The sequence below is a fragment of the Dermatophilus congolensis genome (assembly GCF_900187045.1).
Lineage (GTDB): Bacteria > Actinomycetota > Actinomycetes > Actinomycetales > Dermatophilaceae > Dermatophilus > Dermatophilus congolensis.
The window spans coordinates 1,973,385-1,988,441 of sequence record NZ_LT906453.1 but is presented as its reverse complement, the minus strand read 5'-3'; the positions used below and the strand labels follow the sequence as shown (position 1 = coordinate 1,988,441).

General features: G+C 59.8%; 13 protein-coding genes. 7 read left to right on the top strand and 6 right to left on the bottom strand.

What is annotated here, in order from left to right; genetic code table 11:
- Nucleotides 1-9 precede the first annotated feature (9 nt).
- Entirely contained in the window at nt 10-1,656 is a 1,647-nt protein-coding gene (locus CKV89_RS08505) for an alpha-keto acid decarboxylase family protein (RefSeq protein ID WP_028326304.1), read from the top strand.
- Between the two features lie 80 nt (nt 1,657-1,736).
- On the opposite strand, the gene CKV89_RS08500 is transcribed toward CKV89_RS08505, so the two are convergent.
- Nucleotides 1,737-3,062: an MFS transporter gene (locus CKV89_RS08500; RefSeq protein ID WP_407919592.1), complete on the bottom strand. Its 1,326-nt coding sequence runs from the start codon at nt 3,060-3,062 to the stop codon at nt 1,737-1,739.
- A 9-nt stretch (nt 3,063-3,071) separates the two neighbouring features.
- Entirely contained in the window at nt 3,072-3,242 is a 171-nt protein-coding gene (locus CKV89_RS12285) for a hypothetical protein (protein ID WP_231935366.1), read from the bottom strand.
- 173 nt (nt 3,243-3,415) lie between these two features.
- Here CKV89_RS12285 and CKV89_RS08495 point away from each other — a divergent pair, with 173 nt between their 5' ends.
- A complete protein-coding gene (locus CKV89_RS08495) occupies nt 3,416-4,042 on the top strand; it encodes a TetR/AcrR family transcriptional regulator (protein ID WP_197697044.1) in 627 nt (208 codons plus the stop codon).
- Here CKV89_RS08495 and CKV89_RS08490 read toward each other — a convergent pair.
- Nucleotides 4,028-5,068: a PHP domain-containing protein gene (locus tag CKV89_RS08490; RefSeq protein WP_028326301.1), complete on the bottom strand. Its 1,041-nt coding sequence runs from the start codon at nt 5,066-5,068 to the stop codon at nt 4,028-4,030. The two genes, CKV89_RS08495 and CKV89_RS08490, sit on opposite strands and share 15 nt — an antisense overlap.
- Nucleotides 5,069-5,127: 59 nt before the next feature.
- Complete coding sequence (ligD, locus tag CKV89_RS08485; RefSeq protein ID WP_231935493.1) at nt 5,128-7,074, bottom strand: DNA ligase D; 1,947 nt, start codon at nt 7,072-7,074, stop codon at nt 5,128-5,130.
- Nucleotides 7,075-7,235: 161 nt separating this feature from the next.
- Here ligD and ku point away from each other — a divergent pair, with 161 nt between their 5' ends.
- The 3 genes from ku (at nt 7,236) to CKV89_RS08470 (ending at nt 11,623) form a co-directional block, all read left to right on the top strand.
- Entirely contained in the window at nt 7,236-8,399 is a 1,164-nt protein-coding gene (gene ku / locus CKV89_RS08480) for a non-homologous end joining protein Ku (RefSeq protein WP_084440802.1), read from the top strand.
- On the top strand, nt 8,396-9,814 hold the full coding sequence (fumC, locus tag CKV89_RS08475; RefSeq protein ID WP_028326299.1) for a class II fumarate hydratase: 1,419 nt from the start codon (nt 8,396-8,398) through the stop codon (nt 9,812-9,814). Before ku ends, fumC begins: the two co-directional genes overlap by 4 nt.
- Before the next feature lie 210 nt (nt 9,815-10,024).
- Entirely contained in the window at nt 10,025-11,623 is a 1,599-nt protein-coding gene (locus CKV89_RS08470; RefSeq protein WP_028326298.1) for an ABC-F family ATP-binding cassette domain-containing protein, read from the top strand.
- A 63-nt stretch (nt 11,624-11,686) separates the two neighbouring features.
- Here CKV89_RS08470 and CKV89_RS08465 read toward each other — a convergent pair whose 3' ends face one another.
- Nucleotides 11,687-12,499, bottom strand: coding sequence for an SURF1 family cytochrome oxidase biogenesis protein (locus CKV89_RS08465; protein ID WP_084440919.1), 813 nt, complete (start codon nt 12,497-12,499; stop codon nt 11,687-11,689).
- A gap of 187 nt (nt 12,500-12,686) precedes the next feature.
- Between CKV89_RS08465 and moaA the strand changes: the two genes are divergently transcribed.
- Nucleotides 12,687-13,712 carry a GTP 3',8-cyclase MoaA gene (gene moaA, locus CKV89_RS08460; protein ID WP_028326296.1) on the top strand — a complete coding sequence of 342 codons (1,026 nt, stop codon included), beginning with the start codon at nt 12,687-12,689 and terminating at the stop codon, nt 13,710-13,712.
- 21 nt (nt 13,713-13,733) lie between these two features.
- Here the strand turns inward: moaA and CKV89_RS08455 are convergent, their stop codons facing one another.
- Nucleotides 13,734-14,138, bottom strand: a complete 405-nt coding sequence (locus CKV89_RS08455; protein ID WP_084440918.1) for a DUF3099 domain-containing protein — start codon at nt 14,136-14,138, stop codon at nt 13,734-13,736.
- 167 nt (nt 14,139-14,305) lie between these two features.
- Between CKV89_RS08455 and fabG the strand changes: the two genes are divergently transcribed.
- Nucleotides 14,306-15,019, top strand: coding sequence for a 3-oxoacyl-ACP reductase FabG (gene fabG / locus CKV89_RS08450; RefSeq protein ID WP_028326295.1), 714 nt, complete (start codon nt 14,306-14,308; stop codon nt 15,017-15,019).
- Nucleotides 15,020-15,057 lie beyond the last annotated feature (38 nt).

Here is a 15,057-nt window from a genome sequence, read left to right as displayed (position 1 = left end):
GAAGGCCACATGACCTCCACGTACACCATCGGCGACTACCTCCTAGATCGCCTAGTCGAACTCGGCATCACCGAACTATTCGGCGTACCCGGCGACTACAACCTGCGATTCCTCGACCACGTCCTCAATCACGAACACATCCGATGGATCGGCTCCGGAAACGAACTCAACGCCGGATACGCCGCCGACGGGTACGCACGCGTCCGTGGCGCCGGAGCACTCCTGACCACCTACGGAGTCGGCGAACTCTCCGCAGCCAACGCCCTCGCCGGCTCCTACGCCGAATCAGTACCAGTCATCCACATCGTCGGAGCCCCCCGCAAAGAAATCCAAGCCGCACATCAAAAACTGCACCACTCACTGGGCACCGGAGACTTCAAACACTTCCTCCGCATGGCCAGCGAAATCAGCTGCGCCAGCGCCGACCTCAAAGCACCCAACGCAACATGGGAAATCGACCGCGTACTGCGCACCGCGATCTTCGAGAAAAAACCCGGCTTTCTCCTCCTGGCTGCAGACGTAGCAGCAACCCCCACCGAACGGCCAACAACCCCGCTTGAACTCATCACTCAAGCCTCCACCAAAGCAGCAGAAAAAGCATTCGAAGAAGCCGCACGAACCTTCCTCACCGGAAAGAAAACAGCAGTACTAGCCGACATTGCAGTCCAACGTCTCGGCGCCACCGAAGCCCTCAGCGAACTACTCGCCGACACGGGACTGCCCGTAGCCACCCTCAGCTGGGGAAAAACCCTCGTAGATGAATCTGCCCCCAACTTCGCAGGAATCTACGTCGGCTCAGCCTCCGAAGAATCAGTCCGCTCCACCATCGAAGACGCCCAAGCCCTCATTACCATCGGCGTCGACTTCACTGACAACACCACCGCCGGATTCAGCGGAAACATCGACCCAGCCCGCCAACTTGAAATACGACGATCAATAAGCCGAGTCGGCCAAGAACTCTTCACCCCCCTATCCATGGAACGGGCCATCCGCATCCTCACCAGCGTGCTCAACGACGTCCAACCGCAAGGCATGCCCCTGGAACGCCCAGCCGAATCTGTCACCGCCGAACCCACCGACGACCCCCTCACCCAAGACATGCTCTGGCCACTCGTGGCCAACTCATTCACCGAAGGAAACATCGTCCTCGCCGACCAAGGCACCAGCTTCTTCGGCATGTCAGGGATGCGCCTGCCACAAGGAGTCGCGTTCATCGGACAACCCATGTGGGGATCAATCGGCTACACCCTGCCAGCCATGCTCGGGGCCGGACTGGCCAACCCGCAGCGCCGACCCGTGCTACTCATCGGCGACGGCGCAGCCCAACTCACCATCCAAGAACTCGGACAAATCATCCGCGAACGCGTCCCCGCCGTGATCGTCCTCGTCAACAACGACGGATACACAGTTGAGCGGATGATCCACGGAAAAACAGCCGCCTACAACGACATCCCCGCATGGAGATGGAGCCAAGCGCTGGAATTCTTCGGCGCCGACCCGAAAGACTCCATAACCATCACCGCACGCACCGGCACCCAGATGCAACAAGCACTAGAAAAAGCCGCAGCCAACCCCAACTCACTCGTACTCATCGAAGCCATCACAGATGCCCAAGACGCTCCACAGCTACTACACAAAATCGCAGCAGCCCTGTAAAAACACCGCGGGGGGGTGGATACAGACATCTGTATCCACCCCCCGCATTCTCAGCACAGATCCCGACCAGGGAAGAGACCTCACGCAGGTATTGCCTGGCCATCCTCAACACTGGCCACTGCGGCAACCCGCAAAGCCGCTACAAAACCACACAGCAAAAACACGGCCGAGACGGCAATAGACCACCCCGTAGCCGTCGAAAATGTCTGCGGATCAGCCCCAAAACCACGATCACCCAGCCCAGCAGCAAGCATCGAACCCGCCAATGCTGTACCTAGCGCCGATCCGACCTGCCGCACCGTGCTCTGCACCGCCGACCCAGTACCAGAACGGGCAGTCGGCACATCCAGCAGCACCGTAGAAGTCAACTGCGCAGAAGCGAACCCCAAGCCAACGCCGTACACCACCAGCGCCGCTGCAATCAGCCACGCCGATGTCTGCGGTCCAAGAATCAACGCAGTTGTAGCAGAGCCCGCCACCTCAAGACCCAACCCCAGCAACACAACCTTCGGTGCCCCAAACCGGGCCGACACATGCCGTGCCTGCGCCCCAGCCACAAAAGCGCCCACAGCCATGGCAGCTAGCACCAACCCCGAAGTAAGAATCGACTCATGCAAAACCATCACTAGATACAGCGGAAGCACAAACACCAGCGCGAACTCACCCACTGCAACCGCCGCCGCCGCAACATTGCCCCACCGGAAACTAGGAATGGCGAACAAAGAAAGATCAATAATCCCCGTGCGGCCAGAGCGCGCACGCCCGCGCTCCACAACATAAAAAACACCCAGGAGAAGAACACCCACGCCAATCGCCACCGGCGCTGCCGAAACCGGTGCCGTGGCAGGCCACGACAGATCACCAATCTGCAAAACACTCTTGGGAGACCACCAGCCCAAATCCTGGGACTCGATCAGCCCGAACACAATCAACCCAAACCCCAAAGCGCTGGAAAGCCCACCCAAAAAGTCAGCCCCACCTGTGCCTGGTTCCCCACGCATCTCTGGAACAAAGCGCAACCCAGCCATGATGATCGCCGCCCCGATGGGAATATTCACGAAGAAAATCCACCGCCACGACACATACTCAGTCAAAACACCACCCAGCAATGGCCCGACCGCGGCCATCCCGGACATCACAGCACCCCACACCCCGAATGCAGCCGCCCGCTCCCGCCCACGAAAAAGGGCATTCACCGTGGACAAGGTGGTAGGCAAAATCATGGCGCCACCGACTCCTTGCGCAGCACGAGAAGCAATAAGCGCACCCGGACTGCTAGCGAATCCAGCAGTAATACTGCTCACCGTGAAAAGTGCGATACCGGCAAGGAAAAGCCGACGCCGCCCGTAGGCATCGCCCAACCGCCCAAAAGACAACAAGAGCGCAGCAAAAACAACGGCGTACAGACTGTTGACCTACTGTGCCTCGGTGAGATCAAGGCGCAGGCTGGTGACGATCTGAGGCAGAGCAACCCCAACGATGGTCCCATCAAGCACGATCATTGACAGGCTAGCTGCCAGCACACCCAACGCTGCCCAGCGATGATCGCGGGGTTCCGATGAAGCTAGTGGGGGAGTAGGTGACATCCGAGAACTCCTGAAAGCGAGGCGATGGCCCGGCGAGTGGTCGGGTCACGGTAGCGATATGTGTTCTTTGAGGTTAGAGACAGGGTGTCGCTAAAACAATTCATCAGGCACACTGATTAAACACATCAACCAACACACCCCCTCACTACGCGGGCACCAACCCAGGAGGAGTCATGCCACGCATCACTGCCTCAACCATGCGCGAACACCGCGCAAACGTCCGCGCCACCCTTATCGACACAGCCGAACACATCATGCGCACCGATGGCAGTCACGCCCTCACCGCCGGAGCCGTCACCGCAGCAGTAGGAATCGCCCGCAACAGCATCTACCGCTACGTCGACTCCGTCGACGACCTGCGTGCACTCGTACTCGAACGCCACCTGCCTAGCTGGCTCAACGCCGTCAACGAAGCAGTCACCCGCGCCCACACCCCCGCCGAACAGATCGACGCCTGGTGCCGCAGCAACCTCGAACAAGCCGCCACCACCGGCCACGGTTGGCTCATGAACATCACCAAAAACACACCCCTCACTGACGGAACACGCCAGGCCGTAGCCCACGCCCACCGCAACACCCAAGACATGCTCCTGACCGCATGGCAACACCTCACCGCAGACGACACCCAGGCACAGATTGGCGCCGAACTCACCCGAAGCATGGTGGATGCAGGATTTCGCCTCCTCGACCGCGGCATGCCAGCCGAGCACGTCATCACAGCCACCCTGAATGCCACCAGCCGCCTCCACTCCAGCTGGCCAACCCCGCAGCACACACAAGATCAGTCAGTTGCGCCCTAGCCACGCCAGCAACTGATCCACAGGCCACGTCGTCACAATCCGCTCAGCAGGAACACCCAGCCGCTGCGCCCGCTCACAGCCATAAGCCAAAAAATCCAACTGGCCAGGCGCATGAGCATCAGTGTTAACCGAGAACAAACACCCCATATCAAGAGCCAGCACGATCAACTCATCAGGAGGATCCTGCCGTTCAGGGCGACTATTAATTTCAACAGCCACCCCATGCTCAACACAGGCAGCGAACACAGCCTCAGCATCAAAATCACTCGGCGGACGCTGGCCCCGCCCGCCAGCCACGAGCCGCCCCGTGCAGTGACCAAGAACGCTCGTTCGCGGATTCCTCACCGCCGTCACCATTCGCTGCGTCATCGAATCAGCATTCATGCGCAGCTTGGAATGAACCGAGGCAACAACCACATCGACCTGATCGAGAAGCTCAGGATCTTGATCAAGAGCGCCATCATCGAGGATGTCGACCTCAATCCCTGCCAGTAACCGAAAATCATCACGCGGCAACGCCTGACCAATCGCCGCAACCACATCGAGCTGTTCACGCAGTCGCTGCTCAGAAAGGCCATGCGCGATCCGCAGATTGCGTGAATGATCAGTAAGAGCGATGTATTCACGACCAAGCTCTATCGCTGTAGCAACCATTTCCTCGATAGGGGCCCCACCATCGGACCAATTCGAATGACAATGCAAGTCACCGCGCATGGTTGCCAAAAGGTCTCCGCCACCTTCAATAAGTGGCCCAGCAGCAGTTTTCTCTAGGTTCGTGAGGTATTCGGGGCGCCGGCCAGCTAAACAGTCCGAGATGACAGCTGCTGTGCTTTTCCCGATAGTGGGTAGCTCAGTCAGTGTCCCTGCCGCGGTACGGGCGCGGATTTCCTCCTCAGGAGTACGCAGAATCGTTGTTGCTGCGCGGCGGAAAGCTTCAATCCGGCGGGTCTGGCTGCGCGAGCGCTCCAGCAGGAACGCAATTCGACGTAAGGCGTCGATAGGTTTGAGCGAATCGGCAGCAGACATGGTGTTCAGCCTAAAAGTGCTGTTGCCTTAACACGTAGGTACCTGCGGTTATCTGCGTGTCAGGTCCAAAGATGCACAGGTGCGAACAGGTTGCCGAGCTTCTCCAACCGATCGAGCACCTCGCGCGGGCCAAGCTGAGTCAGCGCATGCGCCGGTGCACCGGTAGCGGCGGCCTCTATCTCATCCCAGGTACGCGGCGCAGCGACCGTGACATGGCGATGTTTACCACGCGGCGAATAAGGACAAATCGTGGTTTTAGAGCGTGTGTTTTGGCTCCAGTCGAGCAAGATCTTGCCTGGCCGTTTCGCCTTCGTCATCGTCGCAACCACCAAGTCAGAGTGGGTCTGCTCAAGAGTTTTTGCTAACTGTTGAGCACGAGAACGAGTGGCGTCACGATCATCAGGATCACCGACAACAGGGGTGTACAACTGGATGCCTTTGCTGCCGCTGGTTACCGGGACGATGACGCCCGCCCCCTGCTCCAGCAGGACATCACGCACGATAAGGGCAACGCGTGCGCATTCAGTAAGCCCTGCAGGTTCCCCGGGGTCAAGGTCAATAACTAAACGATCCGGGGCGTACGGCGCGCCCTGACTATCGATGCGCCACTGCGGTACATGCAGTTCGAGTGCAGCGAGGTTTCCCAGCCACATCAGCGTGGACAGGTCGTCAACCAGAGGGTATGTGACCTGGGCAGATTCGCGGCGCGAACCGGGGGAGTGGAGGGTGATGGTCTGCACCCACTCAGGCGTGTTCTTCGGGGTGTTTTTCTCGAAAAAAGACGGGCCCTGCACCCCGTGTGGCCAACGCACCCTGGTGACTGGACGTCCTGCCAGTGCGGGAAGAAGCGCAGCCGAAGCCTCCACCAGGTAGCTGATGATCTCGGATTTAGTGGTGCCTGAATCGGGGTAGAGAACCTTCTCAAGATTGGTCAACGGAACACGGCGGTCCTCGACATCGGCGCTCATAGTCTGCGGCTGCTGCGGCAGGGGCTGGGCTTTTTTGCTTGCCTTAGTGGGGGTGTCGTTGGTCTTAGCAGTAGCTGATTTGGTGGTTTCGGTGACTAGGTCGGCAGGGGTCAGGTCAGGACGCAGTCCCTGGAACGAGGGTTGACGCAGCCGGTAGCCCGGTTTTGGTATACCGCCCAGCGCGCGAACATCGATAACAAGACGGGGGTGAACCCAGTGCGCCCCCGCAGCGTCTGCATCGGGAAGATCTGTAGTGAAGGGGGGTGCTTTCGCGGCGTGTTCGCGCAGTAAAGGCATCAGCGTTTCTTGTGCCGACCCGGCCACGCCGCTACCGACACGGCCAAGGAAACATAACCGAGTAGCTTCACCAGCTGAGCTTTCCGGTAGGCCAACAAGAAGAGAACCCACCCGGTTGTCTGACCCGGTTTCAGGCCGCCAACCGCCGATCACCATCGAATGTGTGGGCCGGTGGGGCAATTTACGCCATGCTTTGCTGCGTTTACCGGGGGAATAGGGGGCATCGATACGTTTGCTGATGATCCCCTCCAGCCCCTGCTCCTGGGTTGCTTCTAGGAGGGCTTCACCATCAGGAAAAGTGGGTGTCACTGTGACTCGGTCACTGTTCCAGGTGAGTGTTTCCAACAGTTGGCGCCGCACCGTCCACGGCTCGTCTATGAGGTCACGGCCATTGAACCGGAGCAGATCAAAGACCATAAAAGTGACCGGTGCGATGGCCGCCAAGCGCTGAGCAGTATCTGCTCTCTTCACGAAAATGCGGTTTTGTAGTTTTTTGAACGACGGGCTGCCTTCCTCATCGAAAAGCACAACTTCACCATCGAGGAGCACATCTGCTGGCGTGCTCTGAGCAGTTAAAGCAGCCACGATTTCGGGGAATCGGGTGCTGGCATCCGTTTCGTTACGGGTGTGAAGGCAGGCGTGGCTGTGATGCACATTTGCCAGGACGCGCATGCCATCCCACTTCACTTCGTGTACCCAATCAGCACTTGTAGGGACACCGGTGGTGGGGGTTGCCAGCATTGGTTTCACTCTTCGATGGTGGCCTTCTGGCGTGAGTTTGATTGCCATTCAAGCTGTGTGACGTATCCATTCGAGTGCGGGCGCGGCCTGAAGAGCGTGGATGCTGGGTGAGGTGACACTCTGTCTGGAGTGTCGGACCCAGCCACGGTGAGGGGCAAACGATGCGTGCGATGTGGAAAGGGGCTGTTTCGTTCGGCCTGGTCACGGTGCCGGTTCGGCTATACAGCGCCACAGAAAATCATGACCTGAAATTTCACCAGGTGCGCAAAAGCGATGGCTCCCGCATCAAATACAAACGCGTTGCCGAAGCCGATGGCGCCCAAGTCGACTACAAAGACATCGCCAAAGGATATGAGACCGCCGATGGCCGCACGGTTGTGATCACCGACGAAGAGCTTGAAGCCTTGCCTAGCCGAAGCAGCCGGGAAATCTCAGTAGAGAAATTCGTCCCAGCTGAACAAATTGACCCCATCCTTTTCGATAAGGCCTACTACCTCGAACCAGACCCCACAGCAGTCAAACCGTATGCCCTGCTGCGGGAAACACTGCGCACAAGCGAACGCATGGCAGTAGCGACTATCTCGGTGCGCACACGACTGACAATGGCTGTGTTGCGAGTACATGGCGAGGTGATTGTGTGCCAGACATTGCTGTGGCCCGATGAGGTACGTGAACCGGATTTCGAGGTGCTTAATAACGCCCCCGCACCCAAGAGGGCGGAAATGAAAATGGCCACGATGCTCATCGAGTCGATGGCTGAAAACTTCGAACCGAATGAGTACGAAGACGACTACACGTCTGCGGTGGAAGCACTGGTGCAAACCAAACTTGATGGCGCTCAAGTGAAGCAGGCCGTCACAGAGCATGAATCACCAGCCCAAGTGGTGGATTTGTTGGCGGCGTTGCAGCGTTCAGTGGATCGCGCCAAAGCTGCCCGGGCAGGCAGCGGGGGTGCTGCCAGTGATTTGGGTACGGCGCAGCGCTCCGAGAGTAAACCAGCCAAAGGCACCAACACAGCGAAGACGAAGAGCGCGAAAAAGTCGACGAAGAAGTCTCAAAAGTCAGCGAAGAAAAGCCAGAAAACCACGCAAAGCACAGCGAAGAAATCAGCCGCCACGAAGCCAGCGAAAAAGACGGCTGGAAAGCCAAAGTCCACCAAGGCGAAAACATCTACAGCAGCATCTACGAAAACAGCTGCGCGTAAAGCGCAGCTGAACACCCCCTCACACTCCACTGCAACCACCCCAGCGACTCGCCAAATGTGCTGGCACTCACCGGAATTACTCTCCCGCTGGGAATTCTTGCCACTTAGAGTGACTGCATGAACACTCGACACGAAACCGACAGCATGGGGACCGTCGAGGTTCCTGCCGACCACTACTGGGGTGCCCAAACACAACGCAGCATCAACAACTTCCCCATCGGCCGCGACACTTTCATCTGGGGACGGTCAATGATCCGCGCCCTCGGACACCTCAAACTCGCAGCCGCCCGCGCCAACCGTGAACTCGGCGAACTATCCGCCCTAGACAACACCGCCCTGGACGCCCTCGAACAAGCCGCCCGCGAAGTCATCGACGGCCACCGCGACAACGACTTCCCCCTCGTCGTCTTCCAAACAGGCAGCGGCACCCAATCCAACATGAACGCCAACGAAGTAATCTCCAACCGCGCCATCGACATCCTCGGCGGCCAGATGGGCACCAAAACCCCCATCCACCCCAACGACCACGTCAACCGCGGCCAAAGCAGCAACGACACCTTCCCCACGGCCATGCACATCGCCGTCGTCCTAGACCTGCACGAATTCCTCTACCAACAGGCCAGCAACCTACGCGACACCCTTGCCACCAAAAGCGAACAATTCACCGACGTCGTCAAAGTCGGACGCACCCACCTGCAAGACGCCACCCCCATCACACTCGGTCAAGAAATCAGCGGCTGGGTAGCCCAACTCGACCTCGCCCTAGCCAACATCCACCACGCCGAAAACGACATCCTCGACCTGGCCATCGGAGGCACAGCCGTGGGTACTGGCCTCAACGCACACCCACAATTCGGCGAACTCGCCGCAGCAAAAATCGCTGAACAAACCGGTCACCCATTCCACCAATCCAGCAACCTGTTCGCCTCCCTATCCGCCCACGACGCCCTCGTAGCCCTCAGCTCCGCCCTACGCGGCCTGGCCATGGCCCTGATGAAAATCGCCAACGACGTCCGCTGGCTCGCCTCCGGGCCCCGCAACGGCATCGGCGAAATACATATCCCCGAAAACGAACCCGGCAGCTCGATCATGCCCGGCAAAGTCAACCCCACCCAATGCGAAGCCATGACCATGGTCGCCACCCGCGTCTTCGGCAACGACGCCACCGTCGGGTTCGCCGGAAGCCAAGGAAACTTCCAACTCAACGTCTACAAACCCGTCATGGCACACGCAGTACTCGAAAGCATCCGCCTGCTCGGTGATGCATGCGCAGCATTCACCGACCACTGCGCCACCGGCATCGAACCCAACCATGAACGCATCACCGCCGCCCTAGAGGTAAACCTCATGCAAGTAACCGCCCTCAACCCCCATATCGGCTACGACAAAGCAGCCAGCATCGCCAAAAAAGCCCACAAAGAAGGAACCACCCTCAAAGCCGCCGCACTCAACCTCGGCTACCTCACCGAAGAACAATTCGACGCCTGGGTCACCCCCATCGACATGACCCATCCCCGCACAGCAACAAAAAACTGACCACAGTCACACAGTGCAACCACTAACAACCAACCAGCACCTCGACACAAACACACACCGAGAACCCCCCAGGGGTGGTCGCCACACCATAGGCACCACCCCTTCCCCCATGCATGCCCGACCAACACCCAACCACCCCGTAGACCTAGACTGGTCGCTGGCGCACGAACGCCTGGCCCCAACCCCGTTTCCTCAGGAGTCACCACACCCATGCTCACCGCCTCCGACATCGAACTGCGCGCAGGCGCCCAACTGCTGCTACGCGGCGCAACCTTCCGCGTCGCAGCCGGAGACCGCATCGGGCTGGTAGGGCGCAACGGCGCAGGAAAAACCACACTCATGAAAACCCTCGCCGGATGGCGCAGCCCAGACAACGGCCGCATCTCAGGCGCAGCAGACTTCGGCTACCTCCCCCAAGACCCCCGCGACGGTGACCTCGAAGAAATCGCCCGCGCCCGCATCCTGTCCGCCCGCGGGCTAGGCGACCTAGCGCAACGCATGCGCGAAACCGAAGGACAAATGGCATCAGCGGTCCCCGAAACCGCCGAAGCAGCCATGGAACGCTACCCCAAACTCCAAGCACGCTTCGAAGCTGCAGGCGGATACGCGGCCGAATCCGAAGCCGCCGCCATCGCATCCGCTCTCGGCCTGAGCGAAAAAGAACTCACCCGCCCCGTCGGCACCCTCTCCGGTGGACAACGCCGACGAGTTGAACTCTCCCGAATCCTCTTCTCCCAGGCCCACACCCTGCTTCTTGACGAACCCACCAACCACCTCGACGCCGACTCGATCGTGTGGCTACGCGAATACCTACGCAACTACGCCGGCGGACTCATCGTCATCTCCCACGACGTTGAACTCCTCGACGCCGTCGTGAACAAGGTCTACTACCTCGACGCCAACCGACAAGTCCTCGACCAGTACAACGTCGGCTGGAAAACCTACCTCCAGCAGCGCGAAACAGACGAAAAACGCCGCCGCCGCGAGCGCCAAAACGCCGAGAAAAAAGCCGCCGCCCTCAACGCCCAAGCCGAAAAAATGCGCGCCAAAGCCACCAAAGCAGTGGCTGCGCAGCAAATGCTCAAACGTGCCGAAAAAATCGTGTCCTCACTTGAAGAAGTGCAGGTGCACGACAAAGTAGCCAAACTGCGCTTCCCAGACCCAGTGCACTGCGGAAAAACCCCGCTGCGTGCGAGCGGTCTCTCCAGGGCCTACGGCTCCCAAGAAGTGTTCACCGACGTTGACCTGGCCATCGATAAAGGAAGCCGTGTCGTCGTTCTGGGACTCAACGGTGCCGGTAAAACCACCCTGCTGAAAATCCTCTCCGGCAAAGACACCCCCGACACCGGGCAAGTTGAACCCGGCTACGGATTGCGCCTGGGTTACTACGCACAGGAACACGAAAACCTCGACGGTGAAGCCACCGTTTTGCAAAACATGGTTGCCTCCGCCCCCGACCTGACCGAAACAGAATGCCGAAAAATCCTCGGCTCCTTCCTGTTCTCCGGCGAAGCTGTCGACAAACCCGCCGGAGTGCTCTCCGGTGGTGAAAAAACACGCCTCTCACTGGCCACCCTCGTTGTTTCCGGAGCCAACGTGCTCCTGCTAGACGAACCCACCAACAACCTCGACCCAGCCAGCCGCGAAGAAATCCTCGCCGCCCTGAGTAACTACAAAGGCGCCGTCGTCCTCGTCAGCCACGACGCTGGCGCAGTCGAAGCCCTCAACCCCGAACGCGTGCTCCTGCTACCAGATGGAGTCGAAGACTTCTGGGGGCCGGACTACAAAGACCTCATCGAACTGGCCTGACAACCCCACCAGCCCGCTTCACTACACGCCACCGAACAGTGAAGCGGGCGCCACAACCCAAACCTACGCGTCCTCCTCATCCCAGATACGCGTCTTCTTCGGCTTAGGGGCCTTCGGAGTGAGCTGACCAGACAAAATCAACTCATCCCGCACCTCCCGCCGCACATACACAAACACAATGACAAACCCCACCAACGAACCCACCCACCACTGCAGCGCATACGCAAAATGCGGCCCCAAACCCGTCTGCGGAGGCAGCAACGGCTCAGGCCTCGCCGGGGAAGCCCCAGAACCATCCTGCTCACGCTCCAACACCACGTAAGCCCCCCGCAACAGCAAACCGCTCTCCCGTCGCATCCGCTCCACATCAATCGAACCCAACTGCCCCGCAGGAGTGTTCTCGTTAAACGGGGGTTCCCCCGGACGCACCCACCCCGACACGCTCACCTGCCCCGACGGTGGCGACGGCACCGCTGGCAACACATCAGCACGCTCCCCATTCGCTACCCACCCACGATCCACCATCACCGCAGTGCCATCCTCCAACCGCAACGGCACCAAAACCTCATACCCATACGAACGATCCTGCGGACGATTACGCACCATGAAACGCGCACCAGAAACGTACTCACCGCGCATCTGCACATGCCGCCACTCCTGCTCCTTACCCACCGCTCCACCCGGACGCGCAGTCTGCGCAGGAACCACCTCAGACAACGGCCTCACCGGAGCTGAATAAAACGACTCCACCCGCTCCCGATTAGCCAACTTGCCCTCATACCTACCCCACTGCCACTGCCCCAAAAACTGACACAACACAAAAAATGCCAAAGCCACCGCAGTAGCCCCCAGCCACCGCGGCGTCAGCCACCTCATCACAACCGCACGTCCCACCCGCAGCACGTTACTCGCTCCACCCCCGCAAACCCGCCCCGCCCCCTTCAGTACTTCTCAGGCCCGCCATCATGGCAGCAAAAGCAACCTCCATGACATGATCCTTCAACGTCCGAGAAGCGCGCCCAACGCCTACCGGCCGTAACCACCATCCCAGGAGACGAACCGCATGGCCAACGGCACACCCGCCACCACCTCTACCAACACCGGCCCCCTCGGCGACAGGTTCGGTAGAACAGCACGTGACCTACGCGTCTCCCTCACCGACCACTGCAACCTGCGCTGCACCTACTGCATGCCCGCTGAAGGGCTCCAATGGATGAACCGCGCACAAATGCTCACCGACGAAGAACTCGTCCGCGTCGTCGCGATCTTCGTGCACGCAGGAGTCACCAAAATTCGCCTCACCGGAGGAGAACCACTCCTACGCCCAGGCGTACCCGACCTCGTGCGTGCCTTCGCTCAGCTCACCCCACGCCCTGACATAGCCATGACCACCAACGCCATCTTCCTCAAAAAACACGCCACCGCACTCGCCGAAGCAGGCCTAGACCGCGTCAACGTCAGCCTCGACACCATCGACCCCGACATCTTCCACCGCCTCACTCGCCGCAACCGCCTCACTGACGTTATCGAAGGCCTCCACGCCGCCGCCGAAGCAGGCTTGACCCCCATCAAAATCAACGCCGTCGCCATGCGCGGAATCAACGACCACGGTGTCACCGACCTCCTCGCCTGGTGCATCGAACGCGGCTACCAGCTGCGGTTCATCGAACAAATGCCCCTCGACGCCCAACACGGCTGGGCCCGAGAAGACATGATCACCGCCGAAGAACTACGCAAAGAACTCCAAACCCGCTTCACCCTCACCCCCCTCACCGAAAACCGCGGAAGCTCACCTGCAGAGCACTACCTCGTCGATGAAGGCCCCGCCACCGTCGGCATCATCGCCTCAGTCACCGCGCCGTTCTGCCACGCCTGCGACCGCGTCCGCCTTACCGCCGATGGCATGGTGCGCAACTGCCTCTTCGCCCGCGGAGAGATGGACCTACGCACACCCCTACGCGAAGGCGCCACCGACCGAGAACTCCTCTCCCTCATTCGAGGAGAAATGTGGCGCAAACTCCGCGGCCACGGCATCGGCGAACCCGACTTCACCCAACCAGCCAGGCCAATGTCCTCCATCGGCGGCTAAAAACATCCCACCGTCAACACCTCACCCAACCCACCACGAACGCCCTGATGCCGGCGGCACCTGCGAACTCTCAGCAGAAGACTCAGCATCACGAACCGCGACCTGCGACCCCCCAGCACCGCCCGAAGAACCAGGGCCAATAGCCCGCGTCGGACGCTCAAAACTCCCACGCGAAGAACGCTTCTCCTGCATATTCGCCAACATCACCGCCGGATACGGCAACACCACCGCCAACGCAACAAAAACCCACGCCACCCACTGCAACTCAAAAACAAACCAAAACACATACGCCAACACAAACGAAGCCGTACGAATCCCCATCGAAATCAAATAGCCACGCACCCGCCGGTCATGATCCACCTTCGCAGACACCGGAGCATCCGAAATCGAATAAACGACCGGGCCATCCTGTTCGCTACGTGTCACCACTCCACGCTACTCCTACCCGCGAGTCACCGATACCCTCACCTCAACGGCCTTCACAGCCATAAACACAGACTCGCTTCGCTCACGAACTGCTCCCAGTCTCGTCCGAGCCACATAGAACAGAATCCAACACCGTCCCACGACGGAACACCCAGAACGGAGACTCCATGACAGACGCGCGAACCGCCCTCATCACCGGAGGAAACCGCGGCATCGGCCTAGCCACCGCCCTACGACTACAAGAAGCCGGCTACCGCGTCGTAGTAGGCTCCCGATCCGGCCAAGCCCCCGAAGGCCTCGACGTAGTCACCCTCGACGTCTCCGACACCGACAGCGTCAACGACGGCTTCACCGCCGCCGAAGAACTCCTCGGCAGCCCCATCGAAATCCTCGTCGCCAACGCAGGAATCACCCGAGACATGCTGCTCATGCGCATGAAAGACGAAGACATCAACGATGTTCTCGACACCAACCTCGTCGGAGCCATCCGCTGCGCCCGCCGCGCAGCCAAAGGAATGCTCCGCCTCAAAAAAGGACGCATCGTCTTCATCTCCAGCATCGTCGGCACCAAAGGATCCCCAGGACAAGTCAACTACGCCGCCAGCAAAGCCGGACTCATCGGCGCATCCCGCTCCCTCGCCCGCGAACTAGGGCCCCGCTCCATCACCTCCAACGTCATCATGCCCGGCTTCATCGCCACCGACATGACCGACGAACTGCCCGAAGACCTCAAAGAGAGCTACCGCAAAGAAATCCCCCTCGGCCGCATGGGCGAAGCATCCGAAGTCGCCAACGCCGTAGAGTTCCTCGTCTCACCCGGAGCCTCCTACGTCAATGGCGTCGTCCTACCCGTCGACGGTGGCTTCGCAATGGGAAGCTAACCAACCGCGCCTTATCCCCTCACACCTGAAAGGAAACC